Origin of the sequence: Sinorhizobium sp. 7-81, assembly GCF_030124405.1 — a bacterium.
Lineage (GTDB): Bacteria > Pseudomonadota > Alphaproteobacteria > Rhizobiales > Rhizobiaceae > Sinorhizobium > Sinorhizobium psoraleae.
Genome location: NZ_JASKLT010000001.1, coordinates 430,923 through 449,510 on the forward strand (window position 1 = coordinate 430,923; position 18,588 = coordinate 449,510).

16 protein-coding genes and 1 pseudogene are annotated in these 18,588 nt (G+C 63.1%); 4 read left to right on the forward strand and 13 right to left on the reverse strand.

Annotation, left to right across the window (positions count from 1 at the left end; genetic code table 11):
- Positions 1–299: 299 nt before the first annotated feature.
- From QN224_RS02105 to QN224_RS02135, 7 genes are all read right to left on the reverse strand, one after another.
- Positions 300–977: an isoprenylcysteine carboxylmethyltransferase family protein gene (locus tag QN224_RS02105; RefSeq protein WP_269278694.1), complete on the reverse strand. Its 678-nt coding sequence runs from the start codon at positions 975–977 to the stop codon at positions 300–302.
- Positions 978–1,375: 398 nt separating this feature from the next.
- Positions 1,376–1,804 carry a DUF1810 domain-containing protein gene (locus tag QN224_RS02110; RefSeq protein ID WP_283975366.1) on the reverse strand — a complete coding sequence of 143 codons (429 nt, stop codon included), beginning with the start codon at positions 1,802–1,804 and terminating at the stop codon, positions 1,376–1,378.
- A gap of 48 nt (positions 1,805–1,852) precedes the next feature.
- Positions 1,853–2,839, reverse strand: coding sequence for an aldo/keto reductase (locus QN224_RS02115; RefSeq protein ID WP_283975367.1), 987 nt, complete (start codon positions 2,837–2,839; stop codon positions 1,853–1,855).
- Between the two features lie 66 nt (positions 2,840–2,905).
- Positions 2,906–3,490 (reverse strand): YigZ family protein, encoded by a 585-nt coding sequence (locus QN224_RS02120; RefSeq protein ID WP_283975368.1) that lies wholly within the window; start codon positions 3,488–3,490, stop codon positions 2,906–2,908.
- Between the two features lie 262 nt (positions 3,491–3,752).
- Positions 3,753–7,460 (reverse strand): trifunctional transcriptional regulator/proline dehydrogenase/L-glutamate gamma-semialdehyde dehydrogenase, encoded by a 3,708-nt coding sequence (gene putA, locus QN224_RS02125; protein WP_283975369.1) that lies wholly within the window; start codon positions 7,458–7,460, stop codon positions 3,753–3,755.
- A gap of 288 nt (positions 7,461–7,748) precedes the next feature.
- Positions 7,749–8,063, reverse strand: coding sequence for a YkgJ family cysteine cluster protein (locus QN224_RS02130; RefSeq protein ID WP_269278687.1), 315 nt, complete (start codon positions 8,061–8,063; stop codon positions 7,749–7,751).
- A 40-nt stretch (positions 8,064–8,103) separates the two neighbouring features.
- On the reverse strand, positions 8,104–8,910 hold the full coding sequence (locus QN224_RS02135; RefSeq protein ID WP_269278685.1) for a phosphodiesterase: 807 nt from the start codon (positions 8,908–8,910) through the stop codon (positions 8,104–8,106).
- A 240-nt stretch (positions 8,911–9,150) separates the two neighbouring features.
- Between QN224_RS02135 and QN224_RS02140 the strand changes: the two genes are divergently transcribed.
- Positions 9,151–10,185, forward strand: coding sequence for a proline racemase family protein (locus QN224_RS02140; RefSeq protein ID WP_283975370.1), 1,035 nt, complete (start codon positions 9,151–9,153; stop codon positions 10,183–10,185).
- Positions 10,186–10,227: 42 nt separating this feature from the next.
- Here QN224_RS02140 and QN224_RS33825 read toward each other — a convergent pair whose 3' ends face one another.
- Together QN224_RS33825 and QN224_RS33830 are read right to left on the reverse strand one after the other, a co-directional pair.
- Complete coding sequence (locus QN224_RS33825) at positions 10,228–10,566, reverse strand: tetratricopeptide repeat protein (RefSeq protein WP_336621102.1); 339 nt, start codon at positions 10,564–10,566, stop codon at positions 10,228–10,230.
- Positions 10,543–11,088 (reverse strand): annotated as a pseudogene (locus QN224_RS33830) (sel1 repeat family protein); the annotation flags it as partial. The gene QN224_RS33825 and the pseudogene QN224_RS33830, both read right to left, overlap by 24 nt.
- Before the next feature lie 218 nt (positions 11,089–11,306).
- Here QN224_RS33830 and QN224_RS02150 point away from each other — a divergent pair.
- Positions 11,307–11,924: a FecR family protein gene (locus tag QN224_RS02150; protein ID WP_283975372.1), complete on the forward strand. Its 618-nt coding sequence runs from the start codon at positions 11,307–11,309 to the stop codon at positions 11,922–11,924.
- Positions 11,925–12,016: 92 nt separating this feature from the next.
- On the opposite strand, the gene QN224_RS02155 is transcribed toward QN224_RS02150, so the two are convergent.
- Both QN224_RS02155 and QN224_RS02160 read right to left on the reverse strand, forming a co-directional pair.
- Positions 12,017–13,894 (reverse strand): adenylate/guanylate cyclase domain-containing protein, encoded by a 1,878-nt coding sequence (locus QN224_RS02155; RefSeq protein WP_283975373.1) that lies wholly within the window; start codon positions 13,892–13,894, stop codon positions 12,017–12,019.
- A gap of 5 nt (positions 13,895–13,899) precedes the next feature.
- The gene (locus tag QN224_RS02160) at positions 13,900–14,604 is read right to left on the reverse strand and encodes a Crp/Fnr family transcriptional regulator (RefSeq protein ID WP_173511040.1); all 705 of its coding nucleotides are present in this window, start codon (positions 14,602–14,604) and stop codon (positions 13,900–13,902) included.
- A gap of 262 nt (positions 14,605–14,866) precedes the next feature.
- On the opposite strand from QN224_RS02160, the gene QN224_RS02165 reads away from it, so the two are divergent.
- Positions 14,867–15,307 (forward strand): DoxX family protein, encoded by a 441-nt coding sequence (locus QN224_RS02165; RefSeq protein ID WP_283975374.1) that lies wholly within the window; start codon positions 14,867–14,869, stop codon positions 15,305–15,307.
- Positions 15,308–15,461: 154 nt separating this feature from the next.
- On the opposite strand, the gene QN224_RS02170 is transcribed toward QN224_RS02165, so the two are convergent.
- Positions 15,462–15,890: an RbsD/FucU family protein gene (locus QN224_RS02170; protein WP_173511038.1), complete on the reverse strand. Its 429-nt coding sequence runs from the start codon at positions 15,888–15,890 to the stop codon at positions 15,462–15,464.
- Complete coding sequence (locus QN224_RS02175; RefSeq protein WP_283975375.1) at positions 15,890–17,122, reverse strand: ROK family transcriptional regulator; 1,233 nt, start codon at positions 17,120–17,122, stop codon at positions 15,890–15,892. The genes QN224_RS02170 and QN224_RS02175 overlap by 1 nt, the downstream gene beginning before the upstream one ends.
- 388 nt (positions 17,123–17,510) lie before the next feature.
- Here QN224_RS02175 and QN224_RS02180 point away from each other — a divergent pair, with 388 nt between their 5' ends.
- A complete protein-coding gene (locus tag QN224_RS02180; RefSeq protein ID WP_173511036.1) occupies positions 17,511–18,536 on the forward strand; it encodes a sugar ABC transporter substrate-binding protein in 1,026 nt (341 codons plus the stop codon).
- Positions 18,537–18,588: the final 52 nt, after the last annotated feature.

Here is an 18,588-nt window from a genome sequence, read left to right on the forward strand (position 1 = left end):
TCCCTCTCAAGTCACATCCTTCAGCTGCTCGCAACAAGGTTGCGGCAAGCGGTCACGAACGCAATCGACGGCGTTGCCAGTAACTGTCTATCGTCTCTCGCCAACGGCGATCAGATACTCGCGCTTGATATGGAGCCCGGCCTCGACCCGATAGTGTGCGTGATAGGCGTCGATATCGCGCTTCAGCGCGTTCGGTGTCACGGTCGGTGCAATCCATCTGTTGCTAAGTCAAATCCTGACTACGACCCCGAATAATTCCAGGAAAGGTGTGTAGCAGTTTTCCGTCCGGAATTGCGTCATTACCAGACGTAGGGGATCAGGCGATAGCGCACGCGCGCTGCATAGGCGTCGTATCCCGCAAGACCGGTCCGGAGCTCCTTTTCCTCGATGCCGATGCGCATGGCAAGCAAGGCGATGAGCACGAGCACCGCCCCAAGCCCCCACCAGGAGCCGAGGAGTAGCGAGGTGCCCGCGACGAAGATGAGGGCGCCGGCGTAGAGGGGATGGCGGACGTAGCTGTATGGTCCCGTTGTAACCACCCTTTGCGCTCGCTCCCTCTGGATCTTCACGACGGGTGCCGCGAAGCTGTTTTCCCTGAACGTCCGGTAGTCGAACCAGATCGAGAACAAGAGCGCCGAGCCGCCGAGGACCTGTACCCACTCGGGAACCGACGACCAGCCGAACCGCACGGCGTCGAGTGCCATGAACGCAAACGCGCCGAGCAGGAACAGAAGGATGACGGTGGTCAGCACCTTGTCCGCGAAAGGTTGCCCTTTCTGAATAGGTGCCGACAGCCTTTCCTTGAGCAGTGCGGGATCATGCCGGGCGAGCGACAGTCCGGCGATCAGGGAGAGCGCCAGCATCGCCGCGAGGAACACCCACGCGGCCGGCCACTCAAGCGTTCCGGCGGAGGCAAAGAGCACCACTCCAATGATTGCAAACCAAATGAGGGTCTGCAGGGTCAGCCTGGCGATCATGGGCAAGCTCCACACGATCTGACGAGGATAATTATACAGATAGTAATTCCACCACCGATCGCAACCTCTCCGTCGCTGCGCGTTTTTCTGATTGTGCAAGCGATCGAAGCTCGTCTTCGCGCGTTTAGCTTGGCAGCGTGACCATTTGTCGACCTTGGAAGACACGCAGGCGTCACCGCATTTCACGGTGTTGTGTGCGGGCGCGCCTTCAAGTCCGGTGATCCGGATCCCATATGAAGTTGTGTGCTTCCCGACGTCATCCGTGGGAGGATTTTATGTATCGCTATATGATGAAGGAACTGATGCTGATCATTGTCGGGCTGGCGGCCTTCGCGACATTGCTCCTGTTTGTTCTTTCCCAGATGCCGGTCACGTCTCCGTAGTGACGGATCAGGAATTCAGTCCCGGTTGAGGATTTCGAGCGTCCTCGGATCTCTCAGGCCGTCAAAATAGCGATCGAGCGCCCGTGCGAAGGCGCCGACCGTCGGGGCGGCTCTCTCGAAGAGCGTCATGGACGAGCGAAACTTGAGATCGTCCGGTCGGCCGAAAATCTCGAGTGCGGATCGCCCTTGAAGAGAGTTCACCGCTTCCGTGCATTCGAGAATGCGGTGACCAAGCAGCGGGTGCCGCAGATAGGCGCGCGCCTCATCGAGATTGGCAAGGGCATAGTATTGCGCCGTCGGCGATTGGCCGAGGCCTGCGATCTGCGGAAAGATGAACCACATCCAGTGGGTTCGCTTGGCGCCGGCGGCGAGTTCCGCCAGTGCGCTACGGTACGTGCTTTCCTGCGCTTTCACGAAGCGCTCCAGATCGAAGGCCTCTTGCATCGGTGGCTTCCTTCCGAGGCCCCGCGTCTTCTGCGGAGCGTCAGTTTCCTACCATCTGTGATGAACATGAACCTTGATCAGCCGCTCGTAAAGCGCGGCGATCGCCGCCATGGTCTTGTCGTCAAGCGCTGGCAGCGCGCTCGCCGCGGCGTTCGACTGCGCCTGCGCCTCGTTGCGGGCACCGGGAATGACGACGGAAACAGCCGGCTGCTCCAGAATCCAGCGAAGGGCAAACTGGGCCATCGGCACATTTTCCTGCACCAGCGCGCGCAGTTCATCCACCGCTTCGAGCGCGACGTCGAAAGGCACGCCGGCGAAGGTTTCTCCGACATCGAAGGCTTCTCCGTGGCGGTTGAAATTGCGGTGGTCGTCAGCCGCGAAAACCGTGTCCCTTCCGATCTTGCCTGAAAGCAGGCCGGAAGCGAGGGGAACGCGCACGATGACGCCGACATTCTTCTTTCGCGCCTCGGCGAAGAAGAGTTCCTGCGGACGCTGCCGGAAGATGTTGTAGATGATCTGAACCGTGGCGACGCCCGGATATTCGATCGCCTTCAGCGCCTCCTCGACCTTTTCGACAGAGACGCCGTAGTGGCGGACCTTGCCCTTGGCCACCAACTGGTCGAGGGCGCCGAAGACGTCGGGACGGTAGTAGACATCCGTCGGTGGACAATGCAACTGCACGAGATCGAGCGTATCGGCGCCGAGATTCTTCAGGCTGCGGTCGATGAAGGCCTCGATATTGGCGGCCGTATAGCCGTCAGCGACATGGGGATTGAGCCGGCGGCCGGCCTTCGTGGCAACGAAGGGCTTTTCGCCACCGCGCTCCTTCAGCACCGCCGCGATGATCTTTTCCGAACGCCCGTCGCCATAGACGTCGGCCGTGTCGACGAAGGTGACGCCGCTGTCGAGCGCGGCGTGAAGCGCGCGCTTGCCGTCCTCTTCGCTGATGTCGCCCCAGGCGCCGCCGATCTGCCAGGCGCCAAAGCCGATTTCCGAGATCGTTGCACCTGTTCGTCCCAAAACTCTCGTCTTCATTTCGATATCCTCGTCATCGCTCTTCGTCGGCGTGAGTTCTATGCTGGTTGTGTTCCGCATGGAAGTTCAGTCTTCGAGCGAGACGATCGCCTTGCCGCGACTGAGATCGGTGACGAGTGCGAGGACCTCCGCCGCGATGTCCCGCCGCATCTCGGCCGTCAGGACCGCCCCTGTATCCGTGAATGTTTCTCCGGCGAGCGCTACGCCGCGCGCCGTCAGCCGTGCCTTGATCAAAGCAAGATCCGCAAAGTCGCAGGCAATCGTGGCGCGCTGCGTGTCGACGAGTTCGACTTTTTCAGCAGACCGAAGGCAGAGTGCCGCGGTGCCGCCATAAGCGCGGATCAGCCTGCCGCTTCCAAGCAGGACGCCGCCGAACCAGCGGATGACGACGACCGCGACGCGGTCGAGTGACTGGCCGTCGATCGCCGCGAGGATCGGCTTGCCCGCCGTGCCGCTCGGCTCGCCATCGTCACTGAACCGATAGGTCTGGCCGCTGCGCCAGGCCCAGCAATTGTGATTGGCGGTCGGGTCGGAATGCGCCGCGAGAAAGGCCTTTGCCGATTGCTCGTCCTCGATCGGACCGGCGATCGCGAGGAACCGGCTTTTCTTGATGTCCTGTGTCGAGGTCTCGATGCGCTGGAGGGTGAACATCCGCTGCTTCCGTTCTTTGGAATGCAGATAGCGGATTGGGGAAGGGTGCGCCAGCGGGCAAAGCGACGGGTGTGGCCGCCCCTCATCCCGCTGCCGCGACCTTCTCCCCGCAGGCGGGGAGAAGGGATCCGGGGCACCGCCTCGTCCCCAAAGTCGCTGCGAGTGATGCCTCGGCGTGCGGCACATCCCCTCTCCCCGCGTGCGGGGAGAGGGCTAGGGTGAGGGGCAAATCAGGTGCAGATCCAGAACGCCGACGTTGCGCTCACCCGATCGCCATAAGGCTGGCGTTGCCGCCAGCGGCCGCAGTGTTGATCGAGGTCGAAACCTCTTCGAGCAGCCAGTTCAGGCAATAGGCGTCGGGATTGCGGGCGACCTCCTCGCTCGACGCGGCCTGGACGAGCACCAGCGGACCCGGGAGCGCGGCGATGGCCTTGTTGACGTCGCGGATGCGCTCGGCGTCGCCCTCGACAAGAGCGCCGGCAAAGGGGCCGTCGGCCGCCCAGTCCTTCGACCAGGAGACGCGGAGGGAGACACTCTGCGGAAGGCCCTTAAGCGAGGGCTGCAGCCCCGAGGCGGCGTCGATGACGACGCAGTTGCCGGTCGCGAGCGCCGCGGCGAGCTGATGGTAGAGACCCGCCTCGGTCTGCGGCACGAGCAGGATCCGACCGCGTGGGTGCAGCGCGTAAAGATTGCGCTCGCCGACCGGACCTGGCAGCTCCAGCTCCAGCCCGAGGGCTGAACTGCTGCCGGCGTTGCGTGCCGCTTCTGCTTCGGCTCTCACGCCGCGGCCGTCGAGCCACTTGGCGAAGTCGAGGAGGGCAGGGTCCGTGTGCACCGAGCTGTGCTGCGGCGGCACCGGTGCGGTCGTCACCAGCCGGCCGAGATAGAGCGGACCGCCCGCCTTCGGGCCGGTGCCGGAAAGGCCGCGCCCGCCGAAGGGTTGCACGCCGACGACGGCACCGATGATGTTGCGGTTGACGTAGAGGTTGCCCGCCTTCACGCGACTCGTCACATGCGCGATCGTCTCGTCGAGACGGGTATGAAGCCCGAAGGTCAGGCCGTAACCGGTGGCGTTGACGTCGTCGACCAGCCGATCGAGATCGTCACGGTGGTAACGGATGACGTGCAGCACCGGTCCGAAGACCTCACGCTTGAGATCGGAGAGTTTCTGAAGCTCGATGATCGTCGGCGGCACGAAGGTGCCCAGATCCGTCTCGCTCGCAAGACCGATCTGCTCCACCTTGCGGCCAAGCCCGCGCATCGCGTCGATGTGCTTTTCGATGATGCCTTTCGCCTCGGCGGTGATAACCGGGCCGACGTCGACGGCAAGACGGTCAGTGCGGCCGATGTTCAGTTCGTGCAGGGCACCCTTCAGCATCATCAGGGTGCGATCGGCAATGTCCTCCTGGAGGCAGAGCACACGCAGCGCCGAGCAGCGCTGTCCGGCGCTGTCGAAGGCCGATGCGATCACGTCTGCGACGACCTGCTCGGCAAGGGCGGACGAGTCGACGATCATCGCGTTCTGGCCGCCGGTCTCGGCGATCAGCGGGATCGGCTGTCCGGCAGGCGAAAGCCGGTCGGCGAGTTGCGCCTGAATGAGCCGTGCAACTTCGGTCGAGCCCGTGAACATCACCCCTGCAATCTCCGGTGCGGCGACCAGCGCCGCGCCGACACGGCCGTCACCGGGCAGGAACTGCAGCACATTTGCCGGAATGCCCGCTTCATGCAGAAGGCGCACGCCTTCGGCCGCGATCAACGGCGTTTCCTCCGCCGGCTTGGCAAGCACCGGATTGCCCGCGACGAGTGCGGCGGCGATCTGACCGGTGAAGATCGCCAGCGGGAAATTCCATGGACTGATGCAGACGATCGGGCCCAGCGGTCTGTGGGCCGGGCCGAGCGTGCGGCGGGTCTGCTCAGCGTAGTAGCGCAGGAAATCGATTGCCTCGCGCACCTCGGCGATCGAATTCGGCAGCGACTTGCCGGCTTCGCGGGCGATCAGCCCAAGCAGCGTCTGCATGCGCGCTTGCATCAGATCGGCTGCGCGGTCAAGGCAGGCGGCCCTTTCGGTTGGGGGAACGGCGGCCCACGCTTCGGCGGCCTCGCGAGCGAGACGGGCCGCGCGCTTGGCATCCTCGTCCGACGTTTCCGTCACCGAACCGACGATGTCGCGATGGTCGCCGGGGTTGACGACGGGGCGCGTTTCGCCCGAGGCTGCGCCGGTCGCGAGCTGCGGCACGGAGGTCCAGGCGGTTGCGGCGCTCGCCTTCAATGCCTCGGTCAGCGATGCGAGATTGGCCTCATTTGAGAGATCGACGCCGGCGGAATTGGTGCGAGCCTCTCCGAAGAGCTTGGCCGGCAACGCGATCTGATCGTGCTTCGCGCCCATGACCGGCATGGAACGGACGATCTCGACCGGATCGGCAATGAGCTCGTCGACGGAGACCTTCGGATCGGCGATGCGGTTGACGAAGGAGGAGTTTGCGCCGTTCTCGAGCAGGCGGCGGACGAGATAGGCAAGCAGCGTTTCATGCGTGCCGACCGGCGCATAGATGCGGCACGGGCGGTCGAGATTGTTGCGGCCGACGACCTCGTCGTAGAGCGGCTCGCCCATGCCGTGCAGGCACTGGAACTCATATTTACCAACCTGAAAATCCTTGCCGGCCATGTGGTAGATGGTGGCGAGCGTCTGTGCGTTGTGGGTGGCAAACTGCGGAAAGATCACGTCGGTTGCCGAAAGCAGCTTGCGGGCGCAGGCGACATAGGAAACGTCGGTGTGGATCTTGCGGGTGAAGACAGGGAAATCCTCAAGCCCGTCGAGCTGCGCGCGCTTGATTTCGGCGTCCCAATAGGCGCCCTTGACCAATCGAACCATGATGCGTCGGCCCGAGCGGCGTGCCAGGTCGATGATGAAATCCAGGACGAAGGGGCAGCGCTTGCCATAGGCCTGCACGACGAAGCCCATGCCGTTCCAGCCGGAGAGCTCGGAGTCGAGGCAAAGCTCTTCGAGGAGATCGAGCGACAGCTCCAGGCGGTCGGCTTCCTCGGCGTCGATGTTGAGGCCGATGTCATATTTCTTGGCGATGAGCGCGAGCGCCTTCACCTTTGGCAACAGTTCGCCCATGACCCGCGCGGCCTGGGCGCGCGAATAGCGCGGATGGAGTGCCGACAGCTTGATCGAAATGCCAGGGCCTTCATAGATGCCGCGCCCCGCGGAAGCCCTGCCGATCGCATGGATCGCGGCTTCATAGTCCTTGTAATAGCGTTCCGCGTCGGCGGCCGTCGTCGCCGCCTCGCCAAGCATGTCGTAGGAATAGCGAAAGCCCTTCTGTTCGAGCGCGCGCGAGCGGCGCAGCGCCTCGTCGATCGTCTCGCCGGTGACGAACTGCTCGCCCATCATCCGCATCGCCATGTCGACGCCGCGGCGGATCACCGGTTCGCCGCAACGGGCGATGAGCCGCGTCAGCGCCGCGGCAAGGCTGCGGTCGTTGACGGTCGAGGTCAGCTTGCCGGTGACGACGAGACCCCAGGTCGCGGCGTTGACGAAGAGCGAACGGCCGCCGCCCAGATGCGACTTCCAGTCGCCGTCGGAGATCTTGTCGCGGATCAGCGCGTCGCGGGTCGCCGTATCTGGAATGCGCAGCAGCGCTTCCGCAAGGCACATCAGCGCAACGCCCTCCTGGCTCGACAGCGAATATTCGTGCACGAGCCCTTCCACGCCCGAGCCTTTGTGCTTGGCGCGGAGTGCCTCGATCAGCTTGCGGGCGGTTTTGGCGGCGGCGTCGCGGGTTTCCTTGGGCAGCGTCGCCGCCTCAATGAGCGCCGGCAGGCATTCCGGTTCCGGGCGGCGGTATGCGGCCGTGATAGCCTGACGAAGCGTGCTTTGCGGCCGGATCGGCGACGCGAAGTCGGCAAAAGGCGCAGGCGCTGCGTCCGTAGCTGGGGGGGATTTTTGAAGCTTGGTCTGGCTCATCGAACGCGGTCCTCCACGGAGCGGTAACAGGCGTCTGGCGCCTCTGATTTCGTGGGCAGAAAATACGCCTAACGCAGCCGAACATCCATCCGGCAAATTTCGGCATTCTCGGAATGTTTCGCTACCCCGTCGGCCGCAAACGGAGGAACATGCGGAGTGTCGCAGCGAGTGCCGGATGATCCCTACTGCACGTTATCCTAATCGTAGCCGATTTAAGGATAAAAACACGCAGCAATTCAAAGTGCTACAGCGTCCTTTGCGCGTCTGATAAGACGCGCGGCGCTGTAGTCAGGCGGCAGCGCCGAAATGCCGTGCACGCGCCATCAGGCATTCGTCGTCGCCCGGCATGCAGGTTCGGCACACGATCGGTCGCACCGCGTAGATCTTGCAAGCGACGAAACGTCCAAGCGTGCCGTCAAGCGCCGTGCAGCGGTCGTTCTCGCAACGCATGCCGCCGAGGTCGGCAGCGACATACTCCGCCGGAATGCGATCGAGCTCTTCGTCGGTTTCCAGCGAAAAGCGCGGCCAATCGGCCGAATAGGCACAACAGGCGCCGCAACTCTGGCAATCGAAATCCTGGCTGGATGAAACGGAATGGCTCATGGCCCAGCCTAACATGAAGGCGGTGGCGTCGAAATGGCTGTTACGCCATCGCCGCATCGCGCCGGGCAATTTCGTAGTCTTCCGTGTGGACGAGGACGCCGTCATCCGTGACCAGAACGATGCCATAGGCCGCCGGTTCGTCGACGGAGAGCGAAGCGTCCGGCGTATCGAAGGGCATGGGCTGCTGATGAACCGGGCTCTTGAAGATCGAGAACGGAATGCCGCGGCTCGAGCCGCTGATCGTGCGATGAACATGGCCGGCGATGATGTGGCGCACATTGCCGTGGCGCTCCGCGAGGGCATAGAATTCCTGCCCGTTGATCAGGCGGATCATGTCGATGCCGGTGAAGCCGGTCACATGCGGAGGATGGTGCATGAAGATCAGCACCGGCCGGTCGCCCGCCTCGCCGAGTTGCCGATCGAGCCACGCAAGGCGTCGTTCGCAAAGGTGGCCAGCATGGCTCACGGGGTAGTCGTAGGGCGGCGCAAACAGCGTGTCGAGCAGAACGGCGCGGCAATCGGCGAAATCGATCGCCTGCTGGACGAAGCCGTTCTCGTCAGTTGTTGCGTCGGAAAAAACATCCAGGAAAACCTCGCGCCGGTCGTGATTGCCAATCATCATCGCCGCCGGCGGGACGAGTTCGCCAACGAGCGCCTTCAGCCGTTCGTAGGACGGGCGGTCGGCCCGGTGCGTAAGGTCCCCGGCAAAAATCACGCAGTCCGTATCGGCATGATAGCGGTTGACGTGAGCGATCCCGTTGGCAAGCCGCCGATAGGGATCGAGCCCGATAATCGTCATGCCTTCGGGAACCATGTGCAGGTCGGTGAAGATGATGAACTTCGTCATGCGCGTTCCAGTGATGCTCCCGCTTTTCACGCTCCCGCGCTGGCGCGCGGCCGTCAAGCGGCATCTTTGGGTGAATGAACAGTAGGCGACGCGGGGCTGCAATCCGGCTACGTCGTCGCCCGTCTTGCGGTCGAAACGCGGAGGCTGTATGCATCGTTACCGGGTCTGATATATCAGACGAGCGCCGGCACCGGATTGAATGCGGTAAACGGCGGCAGACGCGATATCCGGAGATACTTCATGAGATGGAAGCGCACGATCCAGTTGCTGGATGTTCATTGCGAGGGCGAGATCGGTAAGGTGGCGATCGGCGGCGTGCCGAAGATCCCGGGAAACACGGTCGCCGAACAGCTGAACCACATCAATACGGTCGACGACAGGCTGCGCCGGTTCCTCTGCCTTGAGCCGCGTTCCGGATCGATCGGCTCGGTCAACCTGCTCGTGCCGCCGAAACGGCCGGAAGCGGATGCCGGCTTCATCATCCTCCAGGCGGATCAGGCCCATGCCATGTCCGGATCCAATTCGATCTGCGTGACGACCGCGCTACTCGAATCCGGCATGATAGAGATGAAGGAGCCGGAAACCGTCGTGATTCTCGACACCGCAGCTGGTCTCGTCAAGGCGACCGCCACCTGCCGCGACGGACGGTGCGAAAGGGTGAAGCTCACCATGGTGCCCTCCTTCGTGCAGGAGTTGGACGTCGAGATCGAGACGCCGGAATGGGGCCGCATCAAGCTGGATCTCTGTTTTGGCGGCGTTTTTTACGCGCTGGTCGACGTCCGCCAGATCGGCACGACGATCGAAAAGGCGAACGCGCGGCGGATCGTCGAAGCCGGCATGCTGCTCAAGGACCTCGTCAACCGCACGATCCCGGTCGTCCATCCCGAGATCCCCGAAATCAGCGGCGTCGCCTACGTGATGTTCCGGGACACCGAGGCGGATGGAACGGTCCGAACCTGCACGACGATGTGGCCGGGCCGTGTCGATCGCTCTCCTTGCGGCACCGGCAGTTCGGCAAACCTCGCAACGCTGCATGCGCGCGGCCAAGTGAAGCCCGGCGACATCCTGAAATCCCGATCGATCATCGGCTCGGAGTTCGAGGTGGGGCTCGAAGGCGTTACGACGGTCGCCGGCAGGCCGGCAATCATTCCGACCATCTCCGGCCGGGGCTGGACCTTCGGCCTCCATCAGGTGGCGCTCGATCCGTTCGATCCGCTCGCCGAAGGTTTTGCGCTGACCGATACCTGGGGGCCGCAGGCGGGCGAGATCCGGTGAGACCCGATCCCGCGGCGCTGTAACCGCGCCTAAATGGTTTCGTCATTTGCGCCGGTCCATCTTTGCCACCATGGCAGCTTGAAGGACGCTGCCCGTGGCGATCGGGTCGAGCTTTTGCTGGCCAAGCGGATCGCCGCGGTCGGCCGCCTGCCTGAACAGGTCCTGTGCGGCGGCGGGATTGCGCCGCACGCCTTCACCGCTTTCGAACATCAAGCCCAGATTGACCATCGCATCGACATTGCCGCGCCGGGCGGCGAGACCGTAGAATTTTGCCGCCCCGAGATTGTCTTCCGGCACGGCCGTGCCTTCATCCAGCATTACCGCCAGGTTGAACGCGGCGACATCGTCGCCTGCCAGCGACGCCCGTTCGAACCAGCGGATTGCCAGCGCGCCGTCGGCGATGGTGCCGACGCCGTCGCGATAGGCGACACCGAGATTGTAGGCGGCGAGGATGTTCCCGGCTGCCGCCGCCTGCTGGTAGAGGTTGAATGCCGTCTCCACTTCGCCGGCCTCGGCGAGCAGGGCACCGTAATTCACCCTGGCCAGCGCATGGCCATTGTGCGCGGCTTCCTCCAGAATTCGGCGCGACTGTATTTTCTGCCCAGCCCTGTCGAGAACGCGCGCGAGCTGGAACTGCACCCGCGCGTTGCCATTCTGGTTATAGGCCTCGCGGCAAGCAGAAAGCGCGATGCCGATCCGGATGTCCTCCGTGTCGACTGCCGGGAACGATCTGTTTCGTTCCAGGTCGAATTCGCTCCCCGCTTCCCGGTCGCATTGTTCGGCGGCAGTCAGATCGGCGGCACGCGCCGCGGGAAGCGCGATCGTAGCAAATGAAAGGAGCGTGATGACCGCCAGCTGAAAAACATTGGCGATGCGAACGCTCTGATTGATCCGGTTGTCCATCATGGTCTCCCTCGTACTACCTTGAACGTAGGGCCGTCGCGATGCGACACCTGTTCCTCGGGAAACAGCAATGATCCGGGTTGGACGGCGAGTGTCTGGCTGAGCATCGGCGCCGGCCAAAGACGAGATGCGTCTTGCATCGCCGATGCGTGCGGCTATCTTCGGAGGCGCCGGAGGCTCGAACAGGGAGCGTTGCGAGAGGGCAGCGGGCAAGGCCGATGCGGCAGATACATGTGAAAAGGCGAATTTTTGTCGGCGGCCTGATGCTGGCAGCCATGGCCAGCCGATTGGGGAATGCGGCCACCAATTCGGTGGTCGGCAAGGCCGAGAAGATTCGCGGCAACGTTCGCCGTCGGCAGGGAGAGGACGAGGCGCGGTTGGCCGTCGGCGGCTCGGTTCTCGACAACGACTATGTCCTGACGAGCACCAACAGCTTTGCCGATCTCGCGCTCAGCGAGACGCGCATCCTGCTCGGCCCGCAGACGGAACTCCTGATCGACAGTTTCATCGCCGAGCAGGGCGGCACGCTCGAGCTCGGTCTCGGCCGGATGGTTTTCGACCGGCCGGAAGGGCTTTCCAAGGTGGACGTGGCGGTGCGCACGGCTTTCGGGATGATCGGCGTGCGCGGCACGAAGTTCTTCTGCGGCCCGAGCCGGGCGGCCTTTGCCGTCTTCGTGGAGCGCGGGGCCGTGTCCGTCGAGGGTGGTGGTGTGACGCGCACGGTTACGGCCGGCCAGGGCGTCGACTTCGACCGGCCCGGTGCCGCACCCTCGGAACCGACGAATTGGGGGCAGGCCCGCATCCGGCAAGCCTATGCGAGCGTCGGGTTGCCGTAAAGGAACGGTTTCGTCCGGAATTGCGTGGTTTCAAGGAGTTAGAGGATTTCACTGGTTCAAGGATGCTATGAAATCCTCTAACGGCCCCGCTCTCATTCCGCCTGGGATGGCCGGTCAGCGACCGTGAAAAGTTCCATCGGCCCGAAGCCGCGGATATCGTGGCGTCCAAGCGCCCGAAGCGGCGTGCCCGTTTGCGCCGCGGCCGCCGGTCCGATGCAGATTGCCGTTCCAAGGAATTTGTTCGCGTCCTGAAGCCTGGCGGCCAGGTTAACCGCGTTGCCATGCGCGGTGTAGTCGAGCTTGCCTCCTGCGCCCACCTCGCCGAGGATCGCGGGGCCGGTTTCGACGCCGATCCGGGTCCTGCCGAAACCGTTTTTCGCAAATTGCGGCCGCTGACGCATCTCTTCGGTCAATGCGTGGATCGCCACGGCGCATTCGATCGCCTTGTTGACGTGATCGTCGAGGTCCTCCGGAGCGTTGAAAAGCGCATGCACCGCGTCGCCGACCACCTTGTCGACCATGCCGCCATGGCGGGAGACCAGCGCGTTCACTTCCGCGAAATAGATGTCGAGCAAAGCCACGAGTTCGCGAGGGCCGAGCTTGTGGGCGAGCGTCGAGAACCCCTCGATATCGGTGAAGAGCGCGGTGACGATGCGCTCCTCGCCGGCCACGCGTCCGGCATTCGGCTCGTCTATGTAGCGCGCCACCACGGACTGGGGCAGATATTGCGAAAATTTCTGCCGGGCGATCGCCTCCGCACGGCGTACGTGGGCAAGTTGCAGCGCACTCGTTACGACGAGCACTGAAACCAGCGCTGCCCCGATACCGACTGCATCGACGAGCCAGCCTGTTGCCGCGTAAATCGCGCCGGCGCTGACAACGACAAAGAGCAGCGCGAGGAGGCCGAGGGCGAGTGTCGCGTGCGGCCGAAGTCGGATGGCGCCAAAGGCTGCGATCGTGCCGGCTGCAAGGCTGAACAAGGCTTCGGCGAATGGCAGCCCGTCATGCCGATAGGGAACGAAGCCGGTCATGACGGCATTGGCGATGTCGGCGTGGATCTGTACCGAAGGCTCGAGCGGCATCGAGGCGCTGGGTCTCAGCCCGCCGAGACTCGGCATGCTGCTGCCGATAAAGACCAGTTTGCCCGCGAGACGGCTTCTGTCGACCGTGTTTGCCATGATGTCGGCGGCCGAGAGCGTCCGCGCGGCAATCGCACCGTCCGAGCTTGCCACGAAACGCAGGTTGCCCGCCGTGTCGAGGGGGATGATTGCATGATCGAGCCGTAGCCAGGCAGGTTCGCCGCCGAGCACCGGGGTGCTGCTCCCGGCCGCGAGCCTTCCCGCTTCAATCCCGAGCGCCGGATAGGCGTCGTTGCCGAGGATCGCAAAAGCCTGCGCGCGCCGCACGCGAGCGTCCTCGTCGCCGACGAGAAAGCCGGCAGTGGCCGCCTTGGACCGGTCCATGAATTGCGGGCAGGATGTTTCTGCCCCCGCGATGAACCACAGGTCGGGAACGGCAAGCCTGCGTCGCAGGGCGAGCGGAGGAACGGGGCGCGGATGCTCCAAGGCACGGTCGGCGGCGAGAAAGCCCAGAACGACGGGTGCATTTGCAATCGCGGAAGCAAGCGCGATGTTGCCGGCGGAGTCGGGCTCGCATTCGGTACTGAAGACGAAGTCGACCGCAATCGCCTTTGCTCCCGCCGTGGAGAGCCGCGATATCAGCGCGGCCGTGGCCGCCCGGTCCCAGTTTCCGGAGCCGAGCGCTTCATGGGCCTTGCGGTCGATATCGACCACGGTGATGTCCGGCGACCGCGGCGAGGTCACCCACTGCGTGAGATTGTCGAAGAAAAGTTCGCGTGGGGTTTTGAAAACGGTTTCGCCGTAGAGATAGAGAAGCAGCGCCACCGCCAGGCTTGCGATGATCCCGCCGAGGAGCGGGGTGACGCGATAGTGGCGGCGTTGCGCGCTCAACCGACCTAGCCCTCCTCGGGATCGGCGACGCTCAGCAGTTTATCTACATTACAGCAAATGATGCCGTCCGCGCGCTTCAGCGCACCGCATTCCTCGAGCGACAGAATGGCGCGATTCACCTTTGGCCGGCTCGCACCGAGAATGGCGGCGATATCGGTCTGGCTTAAGGTCAGGCGCAGATTGGCGCTGCTCGGAAGCTCTTGGCCGTGGATCTGTTTGAGCGTTGCAAGAAAGAAGCGGGCAACGCGGGCATGGAGGTCATAGAGCGCAATCGTTTCCAGCCGCTCCGTCGTATCGCGGAGCTGCGCGCAGAGAAAGCGGATCACCGCTTCGGCGATCTGTGGCCTATGGGTAATGAGATCGAGAAAGGCCTTCTTGCCGATCACGTAGCCTTCGGCTGCGGTGACCGCCGTCGCATCGGCCGACCGCGGCTGTCCGTCGAGCAAGGCCATTTCTCCGAAGAGCGAACCTGCCTCGTGCTGGCGCAGCATCAGTTCGCGGCCCTGCGGCGTGAACAGCGAAAGCTTGATGCGGCCGGAAACCACGACGACCATGTAGTTGCCGTCGTCGCCGCGCTGGAAGATGACGGTGCCCGCGGGCCATTTTCGGTACGTGGCGATGCCGGCGAGTTCCGTCAGCGTCTCCTTGTCGAACTCCTCGAAAATCGGAAAGGATCGCCAGAAGGCGGGACTCCTGTTGACTTCGGTCATGAGATCTCCCCGTACGCGTCCCCTTGCAACGCGTCGAAATTCTTCGCCCAGTCCTTCCGTCGTTGCAACATAAAAAGACTGTATGGAAGGCGCTGGCGGCCGTGGGAAGCGGTCGGCACGGGCGTGGTTTCAAAGCATCGGTTGACGATAAATCGTATCTGTCTCCCGATTGTGAACGATCTGTCGCCGGTTGTGCGGCTAGATGTTTTTGAAAATGCTGATATTTCTCCCTCTAACAAATTTCCAATCAGGAGCCTCGCGCATGTCTCAGAATGTCATCGTCCTTATTGGGCGCATTCTCCTTTCGATCATCTTCATCATGTCGGGTTTCGGCAAGCTGACCGATCCGACGGCAACCGCCGGCATGATCACCGGCGCTGGATGGCCGGCCGCAACCGCGCTCGCCTATCTCGCCGGCCTGTTTGAACTCGTTGCCGGTCTCGCAATCCTCGTCGGCTTTCAGACGCGCATCGCGTCCTATCTGCTCGCCGCATTCTGCCTGGTCACCGCTTTCGTCTTCCATGGCGGCCCCATCAACGTTCCGGACTTTCCGCCGGCTGCCAACGGCCTGCTGACCGTCTTCAACCAGATCATGATGATGAAGAACATCACGATCGCCGGTGCTTTCCTCGTGCTCGCCGCCTTCGGTCCGGGCGCCCTTTCGGTCGACGCCCGCACTGGAAAGGTCCTCGCCACCGCATAAGGCGTGAGGGAAAGTTTCCGAAAAACGCGAAGAAACCCGCCGGCCGCTCCGGCGGGTTTTTGCATTGTGGCGTGTTGTTAGAGCAATTCCAGAAAAAGTGCGTAACGGCTTTCCGTCCGGAATTGTGTCGTTTCAATGAAACGATGAAATGAACCTAGGGGTAAATGACGCCCTTGCGCAGAATGACGTTGCCGTAGAGGCGCGGCTCGCTGGTCTGCACCACCGTGTGTGCCGCCTTTACACGTGGATAGAAATCGGCGCCCAACAGCGGCACGACGTTGCGTGTCGGCTCATGCTTGCCGCAGCATTCGATGATTTCACGATGCACCGGGTCGAGCGCATGTTTGTCCTGTTTGACAGTGGCGCGGAAGATCGCCTCGGGTACGAAATCGTCGATCGGCAAAACACTCAGGATCGCATCGAGCACCGGGATGAGGCCATGTCCGTCGAGGCGAACCAGGCGACGCGCGTGTTCCTCGCCCGGATAATTGCCGTCGACGAGCGCGATCTCGTCACCGTGCCCCATTGCTCTCAACGCCGAGAGAAGTTCCGGGCCGAGCAGTGGGTTTATTCCTTTCAGCATCAACTAAGCTCCTTGAAAAGGACATTGGTGTCCAAGAGATAGCGGGAAAACAGCGGGAGGCTTGCCCCGCCGATCGCGCGGGCGTGGCTTCCGACGGCGCCTTCCACGAGATCCGGAACCGTCACGCCCTGCAGGTCGAGCGTTTGCAGCGCCCGGCGCGTCGCCGCAAGGATGCGTGCCCGAACCCAGGGCGGGAAACCACCATCGATGACTGCCGCCGAGAAATCGATGATCGAGGCGGCGGAGACCACGGCTTGGGCAAGGGCCGCGGCCGTGTCCTGGATCCAGATTTCCAGCGGTTCGCCGAAGTCGATCCAGTCATCGGCGGAATACCAGAGCGGCTGCGGATCGATACCGCGCTCGCGCAGCAGGTTTTCAAGCACGAAGACCGAAGCGATCTTCAGCAATTGTGTGGATTTGCCATCCTTGCCCGAGACCGGCAACGGGCCGACGGCTCCGGCGGTCCCGGTCCGCCCGGAAAAGAGGGCGGAGTTGAGAACGATGCCGCCGCCGATGAACGAGCCGATGTAGAAATAGACGAAATCGGGATAGCTGGAGCCGACGCCAAAGGCGAGTTCCGCTCCGCAGGCGCTCGTTCCGTCGTTCTGGAGAAAAACCGCATGGGGTATCCGCGCGGCCACGGCCGCCTGCAGGTTCGTATCACGCCACCGATCCATCTCCTCCCGCGGCGCGCCGACTTCCTCGGCCCAGTTCCAGAGTTCGAAGGGGGTCGCAATGCCGACGCCGGCGATGCGCGCGCGCTGCTCGGGCGCGAGTTGCCGCTCGAGCTTTTCGATGCCGCCGACGATGAAGGTGACGAGATCCTGGGGCAGCGGATAGGTGTGGATCTGATGCAGATGCAGCCGGATATTGCCGACGAAATCCATCAGCACCAGGTCGGCGCTGCGGCGGCCGATCTTGACGCCGAACGAGTAGACCGCATCCGGATTGAGGCGCATCGGGATCGAGGGCTGGCCGACGCGGCCACGTACCGGGGCGCCGCGGATCAAGAGGCCATCGCGCTCGAGCGCGCGCATGATGACTGAGACGGTCTGCGCAGAAAGGCCGGAGCGTCGGGCGATATCCGCCTTCGAGAGGCTGCCGTGGCGGCGGACCAGCGACATGACGAGCCGTTCGTTATAGGCGCGCACGCGGGTCTGGTTCGCTCCGCCGCTTGGGTCGACCACATCCGGTTGCGTCGATCCCCCGCGGGAATCGTGTGTTATCGACATGCCACCGTCTCCTCCCGTTGGCACATTGCATGATTCCTTAAATCGGGAACCGATTTGAGGGAAAATCACGCTGCAAATTCAAAGTTCTACAGCGGTCCTTGCGCGTCTGATCGGAGCGAGGCGCTGTAGATGCTCGCTTGGCGCGAATCTGTTGTTTCCACTTCAGGTCGATCTGTCAATTTGCCGGACGGTCCGGGGTTCCTCCAAGCTCGTCCCGTGCCTAAGAATGCCACAACGGAATAATAATTCAATTTGATTTATTTATTGACACCCAGAAAGTTTGGTGTTTGACTTACCTTCGGAAGCGCCGTCCGCAGGAGGAGAATGCTGCGGCGACGAAGCCCGAAGCCGGGATGCCGGCACGTTTTTCAATCCTTGGGAGGATTACATGAAGAAAACTGTTCTTTCCGCTGCCTTTGCGGCACTGGCGCTCGGAGTTGCCTTCGCTTCGCCGTCGCAGGCCGCCGACGTTTCGGCCTGCCTCATTACCAAGACCGACACCAATCCCTTTTTCGTGAAGATGAAGGAAGGCGCCACCGCCAAGGCCCAGGAACTCGGCATGACGCTGAAGTCCTACGCAGGCAAGATCGACGGTGATTCCGAAAGCCAGGTCGCGGCAATCGAGACCTGCATTGCCGATGGTGCCAAGGGCATCCTGCTGACGGCGTCCGACACCAAGGGCATCGTGCCGCAGGTGCAGAAGGCTCGTGAGGCCGGCTTGCTTGTCATCGCGCTCGACACCCCTCTTGAGCCACTCGATGCCGCTGACGCGACCTTCGCAACGGACAACCTGCTCGCCGGCAAGCTGATCGGCCAGTGGGCGGCCGCGACGCTGGGCGACGCCGCCAAGGATGCCAAGGTCGCCTTCCTCGACCTGACACCTTCGCAGCCGACCGTGGACGTGTTGCGCGACCAGGGCTTCATGATCGGTTTCGGCATCGACCCGAAGGACCCGAACAAGATCGGTGACGAGGACGACCCGCGCATCGTTGGCCACGACGTCACCAACGGCAACGAAGAGGGTGGCCGCACCGCTATGGAGAACCTCCTCCAGAAGGATCCGACCATCAACGTCGTGCATACGATCAACGAGCCGGCCGCCGCTGGTGCCTATGAGGCGCTGAAAGCCGTCGGCCGCGAAAAGGACGTGCTGATCGTTTCCGTCGATGGTGGCTGCCCGGGCGTCAAGAACGTCGCCGACGGCGTCATCGGCGCGACGTCGCAGCAATATCCGCTGATGATGGCCGCGCTCGGCATCGAGGCGATCAAGAAATTCGCAGACACCGGCGAAAAGCCGAAGCCGACCGAGGGCAAGGACTTCGTCGACACCGGCGTTTCGCTCGTCACCGACAAGCCGGTTTCAGGCGTCGAGTCGATCGACACCAAGGTCGGCACGGATAAGTGCTGGGGTTGATTACCTCGGCGATCCGGTGACCATGTACAGGGAAGGGCGGCCCCGGCCGCCC